General features: G+C 67.6%; 16 protein-coding genes and 4 pseudogenes. 8 read left to right on the plus strand and 12 right to left on the minus strand.

Annotated elements, in window-relative coordinates:
• Positions 1-125 precede the first annotated feature (125 nt).
• Positions 126-524, minus strand: a complete 399-nt coding sequence (locus tag ACIRQP_RS37290) for a VOC family protein (RefSeq protein ID WP_403898791.1) — start codon at positions 522-524, stop codon at positions 126-128.
• 90 nt (positions 525-614) lie between these two features.
• On the opposite strand from ACIRQP_RS37290, the gene ACIRQP_RS37295 reads away from it, so the two are divergent.
• The 3 genes from ACIRQP_RS37295 (at position 615) to ACIRQP_RS37305 (ending at position 3,708) form a co-directional block, all read left to right on the plus strand.
• Positions 615-1,604 carry a helix-turn-helix transcriptional regulator gene (locus tag ACIRQP_RS37295; RefSeq protein ID WP_403898794.1) on the plus strand — a complete coding sequence of 330 codons (990 nt, stop codon included), beginning with the start codon at positions 615-617 and terminating at the stop codon, positions 1,602-1,604.
• Positions 1,605-2,004: 400 nt separating this feature from the next.
• On the plus strand, positions 2,005-2,550 hold the full coding sequence (locus tag ACIRQP_RS37300; RefSeq protein WP_403898797.1) for an AAA family ATPase: 546 nt from the start codon (positions 2,005-2,007) through the stop codon (positions 2,548-2,550).
• A gap of 564 nt (positions 2,551-3,114) precedes the next feature.
• Entirely contained in the window at positions 3,115-3,708 is a 594-nt protein-coding gene (locus ACIRQP_RS37305) for an AAA family ATPase (protein ID WP_403898800.1), read from the plus strand.
• A gap of 232 nt (positions 3,709-3,940) precedes the next feature.
• Here ACIRQP_RS37305 and ACIRQP_RS37310 read toward each other — a convergent pair whose 3' ends face one another.
• Positions 3,941-4,138: a hypothetical protein gene (locus ACIRQP_RS37310; protein WP_403898803.1), complete on the minus strand. Its 198-nt coding sequence runs from the start codon at positions 4,136-4,138 to the stop codon at positions 3,941-3,943.
• 420 nt (positions 4,139-4,558) lie between these two features.
• On the opposite strand from ACIRQP_RS37310, the gene ACIRQP_RS37315 reads away from it, so the two are divergent.
• Positions 4,559-5,428, plus strand: coding sequence for an alpha/beta fold hydrolase (locus ACIRQP_RS37315; RefSeq protein ID WP_403898806.1), 870 nt, complete (start codon positions 4,559-4,561; stop codon positions 5,426-5,428).
• 103 nt (positions 5,429-5,531) lie between these two features.
• Here ACIRQP_RS37315 and ACIRQP_RS37320 read toward each other — a convergent pair.
• Positions 5,532-5,781: pseudogene (locus ACIRQP_RS37320) on the minus strand (transposase); the annotation flags it as partial.
• A 177-nt stretch (positions 5,782-5,958) separates the two neighbouring features.
• Positions 5,959-6,567: an alpha/beta fold hydrolase gene (locus ACIRQP_RS37325; protein WP_403898809.1), complete on the minus strand. Its 609-nt coding sequence runs from the start codon at positions 6,565-6,567 to the stop codon at positions 5,959-5,961.
• Positions 6,568-6,966: 399 nt separating this feature from the next.
• Here ACIRQP_RS37325 and ACIRQP_RS37330 point away from each other — a divergent pair, with 399 nt between their 5' ends.
• The gene (locus ACIRQP_RS37330) at positions 6,967-9,825 is read left to right on the plus strand and encodes an AfsR/SARP family transcriptional regulator (RefSeq protein WP_403898812.1); all 2,859 of its coding nucleotides are present in this window, start codon (positions 6,967-6,969) and stop codon (positions 9,823-9,825) included.
• Positions 9,826-9,983: 158 nt separating this feature from the next.
• Here the strand turns inward: ACIRQP_RS37330 and ACIRQP_RS37335 are convergent, their stop codons facing one another.
• Genes ACIRQP_RS37335 through ACIRQP_RS37350 form a run of 4 tightly spaced genes read right to left on the minus strand, consistent with a single transcriptional unit; the run spans position 9,984 to position 12,962 of the window.
• Positions 9,984-10,868 carry a JmjC domain-containing protein gene (locus ACIRQP_RS37335; RefSeq protein ID WP_403898815.1) on the minus strand — a complete coding sequence of 295 codons (885 nt, stop codon included), beginning with the start codon at positions 10,866-10,868 and terminating at the stop codon, positions 9,984-9,986.
• Positions 10,865-11,305: a lasso peptide biosynthesis B2 protein gene (locus ACIRQP_RS37340; protein ID WP_403898818.1), complete on the minus strand. Its 441-nt coding sequence runs from the start codon at positions 11,303-11,305 to the stop codon at positions 10,865-10,867. The genes ACIRQP_RS37335 and ACIRQP_RS37340 overlap by 4 nt, the downstream gene beginning before the upstream one ends.
• Positions 11,302-11,562, minus strand: a complete 261-nt coding sequence (locus tag ACIRQP_RS37345; RefSeq protein ID WP_403898821.1) for a lasso peptide biosynthesis PqqD family chaperone — start codon at positions 11,560-11,562, stop codon at positions 11,302-11,304. Before ACIRQP_RS37345 ends, ACIRQP_RS37340 begins: the two co-directional genes overlap by 4 nt.
• 23 nt (positions 11,563-11,585) lie before the next feature.
• Positions 11,586-12,962 (minus strand): asparagine synthase-related protein, encoded by a 1,377-nt coding sequence (locus ACIRQP_RS37350; protein WP_403898824.1) that lies wholly within the window; start codon positions 12,960-12,962, stop codon positions 11,586-11,588.
• Between ACIRQP_RS37350 and ACIRQP_RS37355 the strand changes: the two are divergent.
• Both ACIRQP_RS37355 and ACIRQP_RS37360 read left to right on the plus strand, forming a co-directional pair.
• Positions 12,961-13,791, plus strand: a pseudogene (locus ACIRQP_RS37355) (hypothetical protein). The gene ACIRQP_RS37350 and the pseudogene ACIRQP_RS37355 sit on opposite strands and share 2 nt — an antisense overlap.
• A gap of 134 nt (positions 13,792-13,925) precedes the next feature.
• Positions 13,926-14,387, plus strand: a complete 462-nt coding sequence (locus ACIRQP_RS37360) for a pyridoxamine 5'-phosphate oxidase family protein (protein ID WP_403898827.1) — start codon at positions 13,926-13,928, stop codon at positions 14,385-14,387.
• Positions 14,388-14,605: 218 nt separating this feature from the next.
• Here the strand turns inward: ACIRQP_RS37360 and ACIRQP_RS37365 are convergent.
• The 4 genes and pseudogenes from ACIRQP_RS37365 to ACIRQP_RS37380 form a co-directional block, all read right to left on the minus strand.
• Positions 14,606-15,309: pseudogene (locus tag ACIRQP_RS37365) on the minus strand (transposase); the annotation flags it as partial.
• 25 nt (positions 15,310-15,334) lie between these two features.
• Positions 15,335-15,772, minus strand: coding sequence for a VOC family protein (locus tag ACIRQP_RS37370; protein ID WP_403898842.1), 438 nt, complete (start codon positions 15,770-15,772; stop codon positions 15,335-15,337).
• Positions 15,773-15,832: 60 nt separating this feature from the next.
• Positions 15,833-16,105 (minus strand): annotated as a pseudogene (locus ACIRQP_RS37375) (IS1380 family transposase); the annotation flags it as partial.
• 770 nt (positions 16,106-16,875) lie between these two features.
• Positions 16,876-17,619, minus strand: coding sequence for an SDR family oxidoreductase (locus ACIRQP_RS37380; protein ID WP_403898830.1), 744 nt, complete (start codon positions 17,617-17,619; stop codon positions 16,876-16,878).
• Between the two features lie 213 nt (positions 17,620-17,832).
• Here ACIRQP_RS37380 and ACIRQP_RS37385 point away from each other — a divergent pair, with 213 nt between their 5' ends.
• Positions 17,833-18,702, plus strand: coding sequence for a helix-turn-helix domain-containing protein (locus ACIRQP_RS37385; RefSeq protein WP_403898833.1), 870 nt, complete (start codon positions 17,833-17,835; stop codon positions 18,700-18,702).
• Positions 18,703-18,912 lie beyond the last annotated feature (210 nt).

The raw sequence follows: 18,912 nt of genomic DNA on the forward strand, positions 1-18,912 counted from the left end.
CTCCGCTGCCTGGGCAGCCCCTTCACCGTCCCCCCGGCTGTCCCTTGGCGCCCCTGGGCTGCTCAGACGCGTTCATCGGGAGCCCTGGGATCACAGGGCTCCCGCGCGGGCGGCTGTGTCTGGCGTCAACGAGCGAACTTCTCGATGGCGGCCGGGGTGACCGGGGTAAAGAAGTTGACGAGGTTGCCGTCGGGGTCGCGGAAGAGCAGCGACCGGTTGCCCCAGGGCATCGTGGTGGGCTCGTTGACGAAGTCGGTGACAAAGCCGGTCAGGTTCCCGTGCAGGCGGTCCACGTCGTCGACGAGGAATTCGATGATCACGCTGTGGTTGTCCGCCGGGCGGGCGGAACCCGGAGCGAACAGTGGGACGGTCCGGGTGCCGGCGATCGCGAGGGTGGCGTTGGGGGTATTGAGTTCGGCGAAGTCCTCGGTGGCCCAGGTCGCCGGCACCCCTGTGGCCTTCTCGTAGAACTCGACGAGGCGCGCGACGTCGCTGGTGATGATGCGGATCGAGACGAAGTCCATGGTGTTCTCCCAGGTTGATGGAGCCGTACCTCCGCAGGCTAGGTCAAATAGTGGACAGAATCTGTCCCGTATTCGAGTAGACTCTGAAATATGTCTCGACCTACCGGGCGCGTGCTGACTCTCTTGGAACTGCTGCAGTCGGGCGGCATCCGGACGGTGGCTGAACTCGCCGACCAGCTCGGCGTCGACGGGCGGACCGTGCGGCGGTATGTGGACCAGCTGATCGACCTCGACGTGCCGGTGGAGGCGGTGCGGGGCCGCTACGGCGGATACCGGCTCGCCTCCGGATACCGCTTGCCTCCGCTCATGCTCAGCGACGACGAGGCGCTCGCTGTGCTGCTCGGCCTGGTCGCAGGCCGCCGAGGAGGGCTGATGACGACGGCGGATACGGCGAGCGAGACGGCTGCGGCCAAGATTCGCAGGGTGCTGCCCGAGCGCTTGGCCCGCAGGCTCGACACGGTCCTGGAATCCCTCGCATTCACAGCTCCGCCCGGCCAGTTCGCAAACCCGGACGCTGAGGTACTGCTCACCGTCGCCGATGCGGTACGCCACCGACGACCGGTCTCGATCAGATACACCGACCGCGACGGCCGACGCAGCGAACGCCCGCTGCACGCGTACGGGATCGTCGCCCATTCGGGCCGGTGGTACGTCACGGGCATGGACCCCGAGATCGGCGAGGACCGGACCTTCCGGCTCGATCGCATCGCGGGCGCGAGGACCCTCCCCGGCTCATTCGAGGCGCCCGCCGGACTTGATCCGGCACAGCGTATGTTGTCAGGGTTCGCCACGGCTGAGTACCGGTATGAGGTGACCTTGCGGATCCACGGAACGGCCGATCAGATCCGCGCCCGCCTTCCGGCCGGCGTTGCGAGCCTGGAGGAGCCTGCGCCCGCGGCAGGCGCGGATCCGGCGACCGAGCGTTGGCTGCGAGTCGAGCTGCGGGCGGAAAACCTCGACTGGTTGCCGCCGGTACTCGCCTCACTTGACCGGCCGTTCGTCATCGAGCGCCCCGATGAACTGCGCAACCTCGTCACCGCTCTCGCCGACCGCCTCGCGTCCTCCGCCCGTCAAACCTGACAGCAGGGACCCAATGTCGGGGCAGCGGGGGCAGCGGCGAAACAGATCCCGTTCAGGGTCGAGTAGCCGCTGTCCTGCCCCAGACTCATGCGCGGTACGGAACCCTACCGGGAAACCTGAGCACCACCCGGTGGCGAGGTCGATTGTGGGGGCGATGAACACCCCTGATCACGGTAGAGGCCGGGCCGCCGCCCGTGCGAGAGGTGAACGGCCAACTCTGCGGAAAAGTAGGGGGTTGAGACTGCTAGAGGGTCGTTGATCGGGTAAGCGGTGTTCCCCGTCGTGGAGCGCTGGTGATGCACCAGTCATCACTCGTTGTAATTCCCGGTCCCGGCGCCGGCTGGTGATCATGCGGGCATAGCGTGGGGGTGCTGCCAGCGGCTGAGGATGGGAGAACTGTGTGATTGTCTGGGTGAACGGTGCCTTCGGCAGTGGGAAGACGACTCTGGCCGAGGAGTTGCACCGGCGCTGGCCTGAAGCCTTGATGTACGACCCTGAGCAGGTTGGTTATGTGCTGAGGGAGATCGTGGATGTGCCGACCGGCAACTTCCAGGACCTGCGGCTGTGGCGGCGACAGGTGGTCACCCTTGCTGTGGGCCTGCTGGAGGAGTACGAACGTCCGATCTTGGCCCCGATGACGCTGGTCAACCCGCAGTACGTAAGCGAGATCTTTGGCGCGTTGGATGAAGCGGATGTGGTCGTTCACCACTTCTTCCTCAAGGTCCCTCCCGAGGTCTTGGCACAGCGGATCGACGCTCGCACTGTCGCGCCGCATGATCCTGAGCGTGACGAGGCTGCTCGGCGGTGGTGCAAGGCTCAGATCGCGGAATGTATGGCTGCGGCGGATGCCTTGCCCGTCGACACCGTCTTCTTGGACGGTGAACGGCCACGAGGTGAACTGGCGCACGAAGTACTGACGCGCGTCGGCGTGAGCTTGGGCTCGTAGACGTCTCTGTTGACTCACCGGGTGTGGTCTCCGGGGTGCGTATCGGCTCCAGGGGATCCCGCTTCCGTGGCTATGCGGGTCGCGCTCTTGTTGTGGTAGCCGAGAGCCTGGGCGACCACGGGCGGTGGGGCTTGAAGGACGAGCCGCCGCATGGCCGCTGTCCGGCCGTGCCCGGACGGGATACCGATGGCTTTCACGGGATGACGGAGGCTGCCTGACGCGATCGGCCGACCAGCGCGACGACCAGGGAATAGCCGTACGCCCGTGATTGTGGCTGGTGTGCTGTCCGGTCGCTGCTCCCGCACCCGCGGGGCGGTGGCCTGCGGGGTGCCGGTGCGTGCGCTACGCCGCTCGTCCCACTCCTGGATCACTGTGCAGGCAGCGCCGCCCCGCAGCCGGACACATGCTCCGCGGCGTCTGCTACGGATCGAGACGGGCGCCATCAGCATCCTCGCCGTTGATGGCGCTCCTGAAAATCCCCACTACTCGCTCAGGGATTCCCAGATCTGCTCGCGTAGTTTCCTCACCTTGAGCTGTCCGGCCTGCCGGCGAACCCTCGTGGAAATGCGGTTGCCGACCAACACGCGTCCTGCAACGCTGCCGGTCATGATCGATGCTGAGAGGTCGAGCTGCCTGATCGTGACGGGGATGCCGGGGGCGGGGAAGTCAACGGTGACCAGGCTGGTCGCCGGCCGGCTACCACGCTCCGCCCGGATCGACGGCTACTTCATCAGCACACTGATTGTCAGTGGTCGCGTCTGGGCTCTTGGCGAGCCTGCCGACGAGGCGGCGCGGCAGGTGGAGCTGTGCAACCGCAATCTGTGCACGCTGGCGAACAACATTTCCGACGCCGGCTTCACACCCGTGATCGACTCGGTGATCCCCGACCGCGAGCAGCTGAACTTCTTCGTCTCTCTCCTGCCGGCTCGGCAGGTCTTCTTCGTCGTTCTGGCACCGGGCATCGAGGTGTGCCGGTACCGCAACACCATCCGTGATCCACGGGAGCGTTTCGACTTCGACGGCTACGAAGCCCTGGATGCCGACATGAAGCGTGAGCTCGGCGATGTCGGCTGGTGGTTCGACACCGCGGACCTCACTCCCGAGCAGACCGCCGATCGCATCCTTCACGAAGCTCCCCACCGAGCCCTGATGAGCTGACTGCCGGCTGGACGGTCCGGCCACTCGTTCACACTCAAATCGAGTGGCCGGCCTGAGCGCACGTGGGGATTTTGAGAGATCCTCATCACTGTCTGGGGCAGAAGTACCTCAGACCTCCTGCACGCATCGGACGGCTTCCCGGCCGTCCCTCGTACGGGAGAGCCTCGCGAATGATTACGCCCGCCCTGTGGAGCAGAGCTGGCGCGGGCAGGGCCCGAGCAGGACCTGGGGGTCAGTCAGGCAGCGGGACACGGATGACGGGGTCGAAGGGATGCTTGTTAAAGCCGGTGCGCAGATTGCGGCAGCCCGATTTCGTGCACATGAAGAACGCTTCGACGTTCTTCTGACCGGTGAGGTTCCTGAGCCAGACCTTCTCGGAATCGGTGATGGGGCGGTGCTCTTCGTCCGAGCCACAGGTGTAGCAGTACATCGCGTGAGGTTGCACGACACCTCCTGAAAAGCAGGCGGACAGGTCAACCAAAACCGTATGAAGGCTGGTTGGGCGATGACAGTAGGTAACCGGCCGTCCCCTGGCCGACGGATATGTCGCAACTTCACTGGAAGTGAATGAAGCCGCACGGCCCAGGGGGCACACTGGTGCCGCTCGTGCAGCAGGTCCGGTTCGTGTGAGCAGCAGCCGCGAGGCCGCCGGCGCCCGTGCACTCGCCTCGCCCGTTGTAGGCGAGTACCGGTAGTTGAGGCGCTGGGCGCTGTGGAAAACCCGTGCGGCGAATTTTATTCGAGGTTCCGGTTCCGCGGGGGCCGGCGGCTGAGGCAGACCGGGCGGCGCCATGGAGCGCCGCGGGCGTAGGGACCGATGAGTTCTCGATGGGGAAAGGGTCTACACCGTATGACTACTCAGATACTCGAGACTCCCGAGGTCGATCTCGCCTACGACGTCCATGGCCCGCTGCCGACCAGCGACGGACGTCCACCGCTGGTCATGATCGGCCAGCCCATGGACGCCAGCGGCTTCGTTGCGCTCACGTCGTACTTCCCCGAGCGCACCGTGATCACCTACGACCCGCGCGGCCTCGGCCGCAGCACCCGCAAGGACGGCCGGGTCGACCATGCGCCCACGACCCAGGCTGCCGATGTGCGTGCCGTCATCGAGGCGCTCGGCGTGGGCCCGGTCGAGATGTTCGCGAGCAGCGGCGGTGCGGTGACCGCGCTCGCCCTCGTGGCGGCATACCCCGATGTCGTGACCACCCTGGTGGCGCACGAGCCGCCGCTCATTCCGCTGCTCCCCGATGCCCTGGCTGCTGAGCGCGCCCGGGCCGGTGTCCGGGACGCGTACGAGGGGAAGGGTTGGGGTGCCGGCATGGCGGCCTTCATCGTGATGACGTCGTGGCAGGGTGAGTTCACCGACGACTACTTCGCCCAGCCCGCGCCGGATCCTGCCGCGTTCGGCATGCCGACCGAGGATGACGGCTCCCGTGACGATCCGCTGCTCTCCGACCGGTCCTGGGCGGTCAGCGGCTACCGGCCCGACGCCGACGCGCTGACCGCGGCGCCGACACGGGTCGTGATCGCGGTGGGCGAGGAGTCCGGGGACGCGTTCACCGGACGCACCTCGGTGGCGACAGCCAAGCTGCTCGGCCGGCGGGCGACGGTGTTCCCGAGCCACCACGGCGGCTTCCTCGACGGCGAGTCCGGCTATGCCGGGCAGCCCGAGGCCTTCGCGCGCAAGCTGCGCGAGGTCCTCGACGATGTCAATTGACGCGACGATGCCAATCGAGTCGCGGTGAAACGGCCGCTCCGGACCGGCGGCACCGGAAGTGTGTCCGTCCGGCTTCTGAGGCGAAACTGTCCAGATAAACGGTGAACAACCGGTCCGGCGAGCATGGCGCGTCCGACCACGGCCACGGCGAGACGTCCACCGCCAGGACCAGTCGCCCGTCCGGGTACCGGGGCAGCGGCAGGCCGGCCGGCACCTGCCGCAGTCGGTCGGCTTCGATCCGGCCCTGGTTGAGGCCGTCGTACATCGCCCCGTGCCCACGCCGGTGCTCAGGCGGCAATGTCAGCTCCACCGGCGAGTGCACCACACGCCGGCGCACACAGCACCGCGTCCGCCGCCCTCGATCCGCGTCAGCGGAAGAGCGAGCCGGAGTGCGAGTGATTCAAGTGCCGACAGAGGGCGGGGATCGTCGGTCCCCCCGAGGAGCTCCGCTCGCGTGGGCAGGTGCGCGCGCAGCTCGGCAATGTGTTCATCGAGCGGGTCCGCGCGTCCTTCCCTGCCAAGTTCGCCGTTCATAGCCCAGTTGATGGGGCGACGACGCCGGCCTCCTGGGCTGCCCAGTGCCACCCGCGTTCGGGATCGGCGTGGTCGGTGAACCAGGCCAGCGTGAGCAGCTCGACCTCCTGCTCCTCCGTGCGGTGCGGCAACTCCTCCAATGCGCGGAGCCGCTCCTGCTGCGCCGCGGACATGCGGCGGTCGCGCTCCGCTCGGTCCCCGGTGCGCCAATCACCGACGAACGGCCCGCACGTCAGGAGCATTGCGGCAACTCGGTCGGAGTGCTTCAGGCGGAACCGGCTCGCCAGGTCGGTGCCGCAGGAGTGTCCGATCAACACGGCCTTGGGCACGTCCCATGCGTCGAGCAACTCGGCGAGATCGTCGACATGCCGGGCGAAGGAATGGCGGCCCCACCACGGGGATCGGCCCGTGCCACGCTGGTCGTACCGGTACACGGGCGCGAGGTCCGCGACCATGGGAGCGACATCGCCCAGATAGTCCGGCAGACCCGGACCGCCATGGAGTATGACCACGGGCGGCTGCCGAGCCGCGTCCCCCAGCACCATCCAACGTAACTGCGCCTCGTCGGTCATCGACGTGAGGCCCTGCGTCTCCACCAAGGTCACAGCGGAGAACCTACCGATGTCAGCGAGGCTCCGCCAAAGGTCAAAGAGCAAGTGTACGTCCAGCAGTCCGGGCGTCACCGCAGCTCAGAAGGGGTGTGAATGATGTAACCGGACGTCAGGCCCAGGATAGCCAGGCAGTGAAAGTCCGGTCCGGGGAGACGCCAGGGTCCTCGGTAGTCGATGAGCCGGTTCGGTGCGCATATGCGGAGCCATTGACCAGCCGAGCACCCGGCGTGAGCAGATGTCCAGGAGGGCGGCGACCCGCGTCGGATCGAGGCCCGGCGACGGACGCTGCGCCGACAGCGACCTCGTCACTGCCGCAGCGGAGTGTCCGGTTCTTGAATTGCAGGTGGCGGATTTGTGGCAGGATGCGGGCGCGACGTGCGAGGGGGCGCGGTGATGATCGGATTCGGTGTGCTGGGGGAGATTCAGGCGCACAGTGACGGCGTTGCCGTGGACCTTGGTCCGGCCCGGCAGCGCACTGTGCTCGCGGCGCTGCTGGTGGACATCAACCGTACTGTGCCGGTAGACAGGCTGGTCGATCGGGTGTGGGGCATCCGTCCGCCGCAGCGTGGCAGGTCGACGTTGTACAGCTATCTTTCCCGGCTGCGGCAGGCGCTTGACACGATGGCGGATGAGACGTGCGCAGACAGGGCGTCCATCGCGCGGCGGCCCGCGGGATACGCGTTTCTCGCCGAACCGGCGGTCGTGGACGTGCACGTCTTCGGCGATCTGGTCGGACAGGCCAGAGCGGCGGACGACGGCCGAGCGGCCGCTCTGTTCGAGCGAGCACTCGGGCTGTGGCGCGGTGAGCCGTTCGCCGGAGTGGACACACCGTGGTTCAACTCGCTGAGGGAGTCGCTGCTCGGGGAGAGGCACGCCTGCCGACTCGACCGTAACGACGTCCAGTTACGCCGCGGGCACCATGCCTCGCTGCTGACCGAGCTCGCTGCCTGTCACGACGCGCATCCGCTGGACGAGCGGCTGGCCGCCCAGTTCATGCTGGCACTCTACCGAAGCGGCCGCACGGCAGACGCACTGCGCTGTTTCGAGCAGGTTCGGCGCGCGCTGGCCGAGGAGCTGGGGAGCGACCCGGGCCTTGAGTTAGGGCGACTGCATCAGCGGCTCCTGGCCAATGACCCGGCGCTCGGCGTGCCCGGCGCCACCGCGGCACCGGCGGCCGGGGCCGCGTCCACCTCCGGCATTCCAACGTCACGGGACCGCGCGCTCCCACGCCAACTGCCCGCCGCCCCCATGTGGTTCACCGGGCGACAGCTTGAGCTCGCTGAACTCGACGAGGCCCTGGGGCAGGCAGGGCAGCCCGGTGGGGCGGTGGCAGTGTGCGCCGTCAGCGGTATCGGCGGCATCGGGAAGACCTCGCTCGCCATGTACTGGGCGCACCGGAACACCGACCGGTTCCCGGACGGGCAGCTCTATGTGGATCTTCGCGGTTTTGCTCCCTCGGGAGAGCCGCTGGCGCCTGCCGCCGCGGTCCGGGTATTCCTCGACGCACTCGGCGTGGATCCGGGCTCGGTGCCGGTGGACCAGCAGGCGCTGGCCGGGCTCTATCGCAGCCTGGTCGCTGAGCGACGCATGCTGATCGTCCTGGACAACGCTGAGGACGCCGCACAGGTGGCTGCGCTGTTACCGGGCGGCGCCGGATGTGCGGTCCTGGTCACCAGCCGTCGCCGGCTGACCGGGCTCGCTGTCACCCACAGGGCGCGCCTCCTGCCGCTGGACGCGCTCACAGCGTCCGAGTCCTGGAAGCTGCTGGGCCGTCACCTGGGCGAGGACAGACTGGCCGTCGATCCCGAGGCCGTCACCGCCGTGCTGGAGCATTGCGCGGGGCTGCCCCTGGCCATCAGCGTCGTCGGAGCCCGCGCGGCCACCAGGACCGGCTCCCCGTTGACCGTGCTCGCCGAGGAACTCCAGGACCAGTCGGCGCGGCTGGACGCTCTGGATGCGGGTGATCTTTCGGCCAGCGTCCGGGCGGTGTGCCTCGTGTCGTACCGTGCCCTCAGCGACGGGGCCGCAGAGGCCTTCCGGCTTCTTGGGGCGGCGCCGGGCCCGGAGATCGGTCTGGCTGCGGCCGGAAGCCTCCTCGGTCGTTCACCGGCTGCAACCCGGGCAGCCCTGCGGGCGCTGGAGACGGTCCATCTGGTGCAGCAACCCGCGGCCCACCGGTACCGCATGCATGACCTGATCCGCCTATACGCTGCCGAGCGGGCCGCCGTGGACCAGAAGGAGGAGTCCCGCGACCAGGCGCTGCGACGCGTCCTGGACTTCTACCTTCACACCGCCTACGCCGGTGATCGAATTCTTACTCCGCTTCAGCATCACGGCTTGGAACTCGAACCGCCCCTGGACGGCGTGACCCCCCAGGCGCCGGCCGACCAGATGGCCGTCATGTCGTGGTTCCGCGCCGAGCACGCTTGCCTGCTCGCCGCCCAGGGCTTCGCCGACCGGCAGAGATGGGACGTCCTGGTGTGGCAGCTGGCCCGGGTTGTGGACGGCTTTCTCTGGCGGCAAGGGCGGCTCCACGACCATCTGGCCCTGTGGCGCACGGGTCTGGCCGCGGCCGAACGCCTCGGTGAAGGGACCGTCCGCGCCTGGGCGCACCGCCGTCTGGCTCATGCCTGCGCCCGGTCCGGCAACCACGACGCCGCCCTCCAGCACGCCAACTTGGCGCTCGTGGCGGCCGAGGATGCCGGTGATCTCTCCGAGCAGGCGCGCATCCACGACGTCGTCGCCTGGTCGTGGGCCCGGCAGGGTGACGACCGACAGGCCCTGACCCATGTCCGTCACACCTTGCGGCTCCAGCGCATGGGCCACGACCCGCTGGCGCGGGCGAACGCGCTCAACGCCGTCGGCTGGTACGAGGCCCGCCTCGGGGACTACGGGCAGGCCCTGGCTCACTGCAAGGAGGGCCTGGAGATCCACGAGCGGCAAGGTTTCCGCGACGGGGAGGCCTGCACCCTCGACAGCCTCGGCTTCATCGCCCACGCGGCGGCCCGTCACGACGAAGCACTCGTCTACTACCGCAGCGCCCGTGCGCTCTTCCACGACCTCGGCAATCTCTACGAGGAGGCCAACACCCTCGCCAACCTCGGCGATGTCCATCTGGCCCTCGCTCAGCCTGACGAGGCCCGCCACAACTGGCGCCAGGCCGTCAGCCTCTACCACTCCCAGCATCGCGCGGAGGACGCCCGCCGCCTCCAGGACAAGCTCGCCCGCAGTGTGAGTCGACGTGACGGCTGATCAACGTCACGACTGATCAATGTCTGATCGGGAGCAAGGTGATCAGTGGTCTGCGGAGCTGGGAAGCTGTTTTGTTGCCGCGCGATGCACCACGCGCGCCCGCGGGCCGTATCTACCGACGGGCCTTTGCCTCGGCGCATGCCCGGGGGTCGCTCCGATCAGTCGAGAGGCGGCTGCCCGGCCTCCATGGCGTCTTTCTCCACCATCTCGAGCAACTCGTCGATATCGAGTTCATGCACGGCCGAAGCGAGCTCGCGTGCCACCATTGCTGCTCGCGTCCTTCGCTCTGTGACCGGGCCTTCCTCGAGCCTGGCTTTGACGCCCTGTGAGGCGCGTTCGAACATCGCGAGCGTGAGGTCCTTGGTCTGCGGTTCCTGGATGATGAACGACACATGGGTACTCGACTCGTTGGTCGCCCGTGCCGTGTGGGCGACCCCCGGGGGCATGTAGAGCGCCTCACCGCGACCGAGGGTGACATGAGCGATGTCGGTGTCGGGACCGTCGGTGACGAGGGCGCCGGAGGTCCACCAGTGCGACGGGGCGTTCTTCTCCACCCGCCATTCCTTCGAGCCGGCGATTTGCACGGCGACCACGTGCTGGCCGTCCCGGTGCCAGCCGAGTCCGGGGTTGCGCGCCGGTGTGTGGAACACGGTTGTGCCGCAGGAGGCGCGCAACGCCGCTGAGATGCGCGCGGCGGTCGCGCTGAGCGGGTCGATCAACTGGTGGGCCTGGTAGACCATTACGGTGGCCCCATGGGTCACCAGGGACCGGGCCTTGGCCCGGTCCAGAAGCCCAGCGTCCGGGTTCGACGACGGCGCCCCTGCGATGATCACCTCACGGTCCGGAAGTTGTCTGCCGTTCAGGGCGAAGGAGATGTTCGGTGGTCGCAGCGCCCTTTCTTCCAGCAGCCGGTCGATCGTGATGTGGTCGAGGGAGGTGAGGAAGGACGGGCTGACGGACAGTGGACTCGTCCGTTTCCCCCAGGCTGTTGTGATGTCCGTACTGTCGGCTGTGAGCAGGTCGAACCCGTACGAGATCGTCATTCCGACGGCTCCTTCCTCGATCGCGGTCGAATGACGACCATTCTGTGGAAGCAATCGATCTGCTCCGTGTCCTCGTCTATCGGTATGCCGTCCACCTGGACCCAGGCATGAGCAGTGAAAGGCTCCGTGCGTACTCCCACGCACCATTCGGGCCAGGTGCCGCAGATGCGGCACAGCAGCGCGGTGGCTACCGACCGTTGCAGACACCACGGTCCCGTGCACATCACGCTGACAAAGAGGACGGCATTGCGGGCCCGGTGGGCTTCGTCCGCGCGACTCGCACGCGCGCCGCGACGCAAGGATTTGAGCAGTGCGAACTGACGCTCGGGTGACAGTTTCGCGATGCCCCGGGCCAGCAGGACCGCGGCTCTCGCCAGCGGGCGGATCCACAGTGGCGGCGGTGAAATCGCCCGCTCGTTGACCATCGAGATGCTCATCGGGCGAGCAGCTTCGCTGCCTGGAGCCGGCCCACCAACGTGTGGACGTCCGACAAGGTCTGATCGGACGCGTCGGGATACTTCTCCTGTAGTCGGCTCGCTACCGACTCCACGGTCTCGCCGCTCAGCAGCAGACGAACAATCTCCGACCCTGTGCCGTTCAGCTGCCAGTACCGTCCGGTCCGTTTGTTGAGGAACACCATTCCATCCTCGGTCTCGGTCATCGTGACGAAGGGGGAGAGGGCTATGCCTTTCATCCAGAGCCTCCTGGTTCGTTGTGTCAATGCGCCTGCGGGCTGCTTTTCGCCGGCAGGGAACGGAGCCATGCCTCGCAGGCCATCGTCTTTTCGAGCGTGCCCATATGCATGGGGTCCGGCATCGTGCTCGAGAGAGCGCGGCGGAAGCCCTCGCGACCGATCAGCCCCAGGTCGACAAGGAGCGACTCCTCACACATCTCCCGCATCTTTGCGAGGTTGCGCTTCCGGCCGGCGTAGACGTCCACAGTGAAATGGCTCTTGGTGGTCCGGTCGAGAACATAATCCGGCACCGTTCCACGCAGGGCGGCCGCCAGGACGGGTTTGTGGCGGCCAACGACGTACCGGTCCGCCATCCGGACGGACAGCGCCGTCTCCACGACCCGATCATCGAGGAACGGAGCTTCGAAACTCACACCGAAGCGCTCCCCGAGCGTGTTCGCAAAGCGAATGATCCCACCGTTGACGCGGATACAGCGCAGGATCTCGTGCTGCGTGGGGATCGACGACATCGGTTGGGGATCCGTTCCCGCCGTACGGGTTATCGCTTCCCGGACCAGTGCGGCAGCTTCCCGGGAAGCCCACGGAGGAAGCCGTGGGGCAGGCTCCCAACCCACCTCCGACTCGACGTCCGGCGGACAGAGCAGTTCGTCCCCGGAGCGATGCAGCCACTGGGCGTAGGGCGGAAAGGCCCGGACGACGCGCAAGGTCGTGGCAAGGGACCAGCGTCGCCGGGCGCGCGCCGCGCGGACCATGCCCAGGGATCCGAGCAGACTCCGCTGGGCCAGGGCGTTCACATAGGTCGTTCCGGTAGCTGCCAGTTCGTCACTGCCGTGGCCCTGAAGGTGCCTGGTGACCCCATGCGAGGCCATGATCCGGGCGACATCTTCCATATGGCTCGCCATGGCGATGAACGGAGGCGGTTCGTCCATCGCCAGATCATCGCGGTCCGGCGATTCGTAATACGGCGAGGCCGTGTCCTTGTCGAGGACGATGTGCTCGGCGGCGGGCAGATCCGCCGCGGCCCGGCCGGCAATGGAATCGTCGCAATTCCGCGGGTCCATGAGCTGGCGTCGTATGGTCACCAGCCTAGGGCCCTGCTCGGCGGCGAGAAAACAAAGACTTGTCGAGTCCATTCCGCCGGAGAGATCGGCACCGATGGCCGAGGATGCGCCCGCTCGCGCCGCGACCGCCGCAACCAGCGCCTTGCGCAACTCGGGAGCGGCCAGATCCGTCGGCAGCTCCGGGGCCGGAGGATCCCACCACCGGATCGGCTCGGCGGTCCCGTTGGGATGCACAGACAAGTAGTGGGCAAAGGGAAGGAGGTCAACCTCCCGCCACACACTGCGCTCGCTCAACGGCCACGGCGGCGTGCGTTGGCGGGAGGCGTTCGAGGTGGCCATGGGCCGGATCGCGGGTCGGTTCGCGCAGGTCGAACCCCGCCTGCGGGCTGGGCGGTTGGTGCTGGGCTTGCTGTCCGACCTGCCGCGCAAGAACTGCTGGACGATCGCGGAGTGGGTCGGGGAATCGACACCGCGTCGGCTGGGTCACGGGTGACGAGGTCTATGGCGGCAACCCGAAACTGTGATCCGCGCTGGAAAACCGCGGCATCGGCTATGTTCTCGCGGTGGCCCGCTCAGCCGAAATGACCACCGGCGCAGGCACGTTCCGCGCTGATGTGCTGGTGAAGAAGGTGCCGAAGAGGGCCTGGCAGAAGCTTTCGGCCGGATGCGGCGCGAAGGGACAGCGGTTCTACGACTGGGCCGTCATCGACCTCGTCGAGGTGTCACTGGGCCACCATCAGCTCCTGGTCCGTCGCAAGCGCACCATCGGTGAACTCGCCTATTACCGCTGTCACTCCACCACCTCGGCATCCCTGACCACCCTGATCAAGGTCGCAGGTTCCAAATGGTGGGTGGAGGAAACCTTCCAAAGTGAGAAGGGGCCGACCGGACTGGATGAGCACCAGGTCCGCCGCTACCCTTCCTGGGCCCGCTGGGTAACCCTCGCAATGCTGGCCCACGCCTTCCGCGCCGTCGTCCGCGCCGACGACCACGCACACCGCCCCACGCCGGGCGACCTGACCCCGCTGACCTGCAACGAGATCCAGCGCCTGTTCATCAGTGTTGTTGCCGGCCCGTTCACGGCCCGGCCCACCGGCTCAGCTGGTCCGCCTGGCGACGCAGCCATCAGGCGCGATCACGAGCCGGCCATTACCGGAGACACGTGTGACTGAGCACTTCCGCTGCCCACCCTGAGCACCGAAGTTGGTCGCCCCGAGCCAAAAGCTGAGGGGTTCATCGGTCGCTGGGAGTAGGCCCTGCGCCTCAGGCGCGCTTGGTGCCTGCTGGCTAGGGTCGGTCCTCATGGAGACCACAGGAATCGTTCGTCGCCAGACGGCGGAGCGTATACGCGACGCTCTGGAGCGGCTCGTTACCGAGCGGGATGTATGGATGTCGACGGCTCACCCTGATCACGGGCCGCACCAGGTGCCGCTGTGGTTCTTGTGGGATGGGCGAGCGGTGTGGATGTGCACCAGCGCCACTTCCGTGACTGCGCGAAACGTCCGCAAAGAGCCGCGCGTGCGCCTGTCGCTACCGGACACCTTCGACGTGGTGCTCCTCCAGGGTGAGGCGGAGTGTTTCCCGGACCAGGAGGTGCCCGGAGGCGCAGCGGAGGCGTTCGCCGACAAGTTCGGGTGGGATCCACGCATGGAAGAGGGTTCCTTTCTGTACGTACGCCTGGTCCCGAGGACTGTGCGCGCTTGGCGCGGCGAGCCAGAACTACGCGGGAGAGTCATCATGCGCGACGGGATGTGGCTGGAATAACGGCCGTCCCTCGCCGACGCGCCTCTCTCGGATCACGATCTACAGCCGGAGAATTAGCCTCGATCTTGCGTGAGGGTCCGTGGACGGAGTCGGTGGACCCTTTCGCGTTCCAGGGCGGGTGGTGGGCAGGCCGGTGGCCCGGCTGTCGCGACGGGTGGGCGCAGGGTTCCACTGCCCGGGGTGGGGTGGTGCTGCCGTCGGGACGGGAGGTCTGCTGGTCAGCCCGGGTTGGGCAGGAGCGCGAGTCGTTCGAGGGCGGCTGTGATCTCGCCTGTCCAGGGCCAGTGGCGGGTGAATCGGAGGATGCGGCGCCGGCCGGTGGTGACGAGTTGGGCGGCCGCGGATAAGAGACGGAACCGCAGTCGGCGGGGTTCCCAGAGCCGGGCTGTGCCCAGTCAGGGCGAGCATGGGCATCCAGGCCAGCAGGTCGAGTGCGATCTGAACGATCTCCAGCCAGACCCTGTTCCGCGCGGTGTGGTGCAGGGGCAGGTTGCGCAGTCCGGTGGTCCTGGCGGCCCGGATCCGGTCTTCCGCTCGGGCGCGCAGCCGGTGACGGAGCTCGAGCTCAGCGATCGGCCGGTCAGGGGTGTTGGTCGCGAAGCAGGTGATCCGCGTGCCGTCCGCGTCCGTGATCCTCAACTGGGCTCCGGGATGCGGTCGTTCCTTGCGGACGATCAACCGCATGCCCTTCGGCCAGCCGTCCAGCAGCTTGCCGGTGACCTCGGCGGCCCAGGCCCCGTCGCTTGGCGAGTCAGGACACGAAGTGGTGAGTGCCGCCGGCGGAGTCCGTGCGGATCAGGGTCTGTCGCCCTCGCCGGTACTTCTTCGGCAGCTGGGCCAGGGCCACTTGAGAGGTGGCGATGTGGTCGGCGGCCGTGTTCGAGTCCGCGTTTCCCGGTCTCAGGAGGGCGGCGACCGGCTGCGAGGCTAATCGACCCGATCAGCCGTCAGTTCTTCTTCAGCTCCTCGGCGAGCATCACAAGGATGCCGCTGGGACCGCGGACGTACGTGAGCTTGTAGACGTCCTCATAGGTCGCCACACCGCGAAGCGGATGGCATCCGTGCTTTGCGGCTGTCTCAAGGGCTTTGTCGATGTCGTCGACTGAGAAGGCGACGCGATGCATGCCAATCTCGTTGGGACGAGTGGGCTCCGACTCGATCGCTTCGGGGTGGATGTACTCGAAGAGCTCAAGGCGACCGTGACCGTCTGGCGTCTGGAGCATCGCAATGTTGGCGTGATTGCCATCAAGGCCGACGGCGGTGTCGGTCCACTCACCACTGACCGTGTCACGGCCGACGACCGTGAGGCCGAGGTCGGTGAAAAAGGAGATCGTTGCTTCGAGGTCGCGGACGGCGATGCCGACGTTCTCAAGTTTGATGGCCATGCGTTGCATGCTACCGAGCCGGGCCGATCGGGTGCTTCCGGCAAGGACGCAGCCGAGTTCCAGGGCACCGTCGAGGTCGACCGTGACCTGTCCACCGGCGTCCGGAGCGTGTTTGCCCGCCAGCGACCAGACCCGGTTACGCACCTCGGACCGTGCGGACCGGATGGCCTGCAGGGCCTTCTCGCCGGAGGCGGTAAGGACGTCGATCAGGCGGGAGACCGTCGGGTCGGAGGCGACCGGGCCGAAGACGGCCGGCTCGCACCGCAGCATCGCGACATCCGCGAGGCAGTCACCGCCGAGCGCGACCGTCAGGGCGACGTCCAGGAGGACCTTGTCTTGCGGACCGTCTCGACCAGCAGTACCGCACCGGCTTGCGAACCACTCCGCGACCGCCGCCCTCGACGCGGACACGCGGGTGGGACCCGATACGCTTCTTCATCTGGAAAGTGCCTCCGACGGTGGCGGGAACAAGGACCTCGGCAATCCTCATTCTCGCTGGTCAGAGGCACTTTTTGCTTTCTTGGCCACCAGTCGGACAGCCCGCCTAAAGCCAGTACGTCGAGGGCCGCCACGAGACCGTACGCGTTCCCGGACACCTGCAACGGCCGAGGTAAACAACCCTCGCCGACCAACTCGCCAGCTCATGCGCCAGCCGACAGCGCGGGCCTGCCCAGGAGCGTCTGTGGGCTTGCCCGCGCCGTCGTTCCGGGGCGTGCCCGGGTCAGGTGCGGGACTGGGGTCCGCGCCGGGCGTGCGGCCGGTACCGCCGCCGGTGTCACCGCGGTCATGCGATGGCTCCCTCGGTGGTGCACACCTCGTCCAGCAGCGCGACCAGCCTGTCGGGCGCGTCGATTAGATCGGACGGCGCACGGCCGGGTGCCGCAACCGGCCGGTGACGCCGACCGCGACCATGCCGCCATAGCTGTGGCCGACCAGCGTCACGAGAGTCTTGCGCCAGCACCACCGCCGTGCTGCGCGCCGGTGCCGGACGCCGCCGACAAGCCGCCGACATCGGGTCTGGTGGTGGGTGCGCCAGGGGGTGCCAGTGCATGGCGGGCCAGGTCCGGGCGGAGCGACCCTGCTGCTGTGGCTGGGCAGAAAGGTCAGTGGCCGCTGAGCATGGCCAGTACGTTGTCGTAGGTGCCGTTGACCTGGGCATGGCGCAGGAACTTGACGTTCTCGACGAGGACTTCGCCAGCGTCGGGCTGGGTGCGCAGGAGGGTCATGACCTCGGAGAGGAAATCCTGCAGTGGCATGGCCCGCTCGCTGTCCTGCTGCCCCATCAAGGTGGTCCGCACGGCCGGCGGGACCAGTTCGATCACCTTGACGGAGGTGTCTGAGAGCTGGACGCGCAGGCTCTCGGTGAAGGAGTGGACCGCGGCTTTGGTGGCGTTGTAGGTCGGGGTGATCGGCAGCGGTACGAACGCCAGGCCGGAGCTGACGTTGATGATGACTGCGTCGTCCTTGGCCACCAGGTGGGGCAGGAAGGCGTGGACCATTCGGATCGGGCCGAGCAGGTTGGTGGTGACGGTGTCCTCGGCGATCTGCAGGGAGTCGGCGTCGAGGAGGGTTTCCGGCAGCATGATGCCGGCGTTGTTGACCAGGACGTTCACCTCCGGATAGGTGCTGGTCACCGTGGTGCGGGCGTGGGCGATCGACGTGGGGTCGGTGACGTCGAGGACGATCGTCTCGATGCCCGGGTGGTCGGTCGTGATCTGGCCGAGCAGTTCCTTGCGCCGTCCGGCGACGATCACCCTGTTGCCGGCCTGAAGAAAGCGCAGGGCCAGACCGAGCCCGATACCCGAGGTGCCGCCGGTGATCAGAACCGTGTTGCCCGTGATCTTCATGGGAATGTTCTCTCTCTTTCGGTGCGGGAGCTGGTACGCCCCGCACCGCCGACTATGCGGGCGCCTCCGGCAGGGGCGGGAGAGGAGCGCTTGTCCACGGATCCGCGATCCCTGCCGAGGTGTGCCGGTGGCGGCTGGCTCCGCCCGCGAGGGGCCGAGCCGGGGATCGGCGGTCCCTGGATGAATGGGCAGGCAGCAGTCACCATGGAGGGCATGGACAAAGAGGAACTGGCGGATTTCCTGCGTCGGCGGCGTGAGACGCTGCAGCCCGGCGACGTCGGACTGGTCGACGGCCCGCGCAGGCGCACCCGGGGACTGCGCCGCGAAGAGGTCGCCGGTCTCGCCGGCATGTCCACTGACTACTACACCCGGCTGGAACAGCAGCGCGGCCCGCAGCCCTCCGAGCAGATCGCAGCCGCCCTCGCCCGCGCACTGCGCCTGACCCTGGACGAACGCGACCACCTCTTCCGCCTCATCGGCCACAACGCCCCGGCCCGCTTCCATCGCTCCGAGCACATCAGCCCGGCTCTGATGCGGGTCCTGGACCGCCTCGATGACACCCCGGCCCTGGTGCTGTCCGATCTGGCCGACACCCTGGTGCAGAACCCGCTCGCGATCGCACTGCTCGGCGACCAGACCCGCCACACCGGTCTGGCCCGCAGCGCCTACTACCGCTGGTTCACCGACCCGGCCGAGCGTAGCCACTATCCGGAAGAAGACCACCCGCGGCAGAGCCGGATCCAGGCAGCCGCCCTGCGGACCGCGCTGACCTCTGACCGCGGCGACCCCAGAGCCGCGCGGATCGTCGCCGAACTACACGAACTCAGCCCTGAATTCGTCCGCGTGTGGGAACGGCACGAGGTCGCCAAGCGCTTCGAGGACCGCAAAACCCTCGTTCACCCGGAGCTCGGCCGTATCGACGTCGATTGCCAGGTCCTGTTCACCGAGAACCTCGCACAGACCCTGCTGGTGATGACCACGCGCCCCGGCACGGAAAGCCAGGGGAAACTACAACTGCTCTCTGTCATAGGGCACCAGCAATTCACGGGGTCTCGTACTGGTGAGCCCGGGATTGAACGCTAAGGCGGTCGCGGTCCCCCGATCCGCGGCGATGCGCCCGGAGTCGCGTCCCGGTTCGATCACTGGCGGGACGGATGGGGCGTCAGGCATTTAGTACTCCAGTTGCAGTTCTCCATACGCCCTGGTCAAGGGGCCCTTTCGGAGTCTAGTTGGCTGACGGACCGTCAGAGTGGCGGTGGTTCGTTACTCACCCGATCGGGGTGCGTGCGACGC

Origin of the sequence: Streptomyces sp. NPDC102274 (genome assembly GCF_044766385.1) — a bacterium.
Classification (GTDB): domain Bacteria; phylum Actinomycetota; class Actinomycetes; order Streptomycetales; family Streptomycetaceae; genus Streptomyces.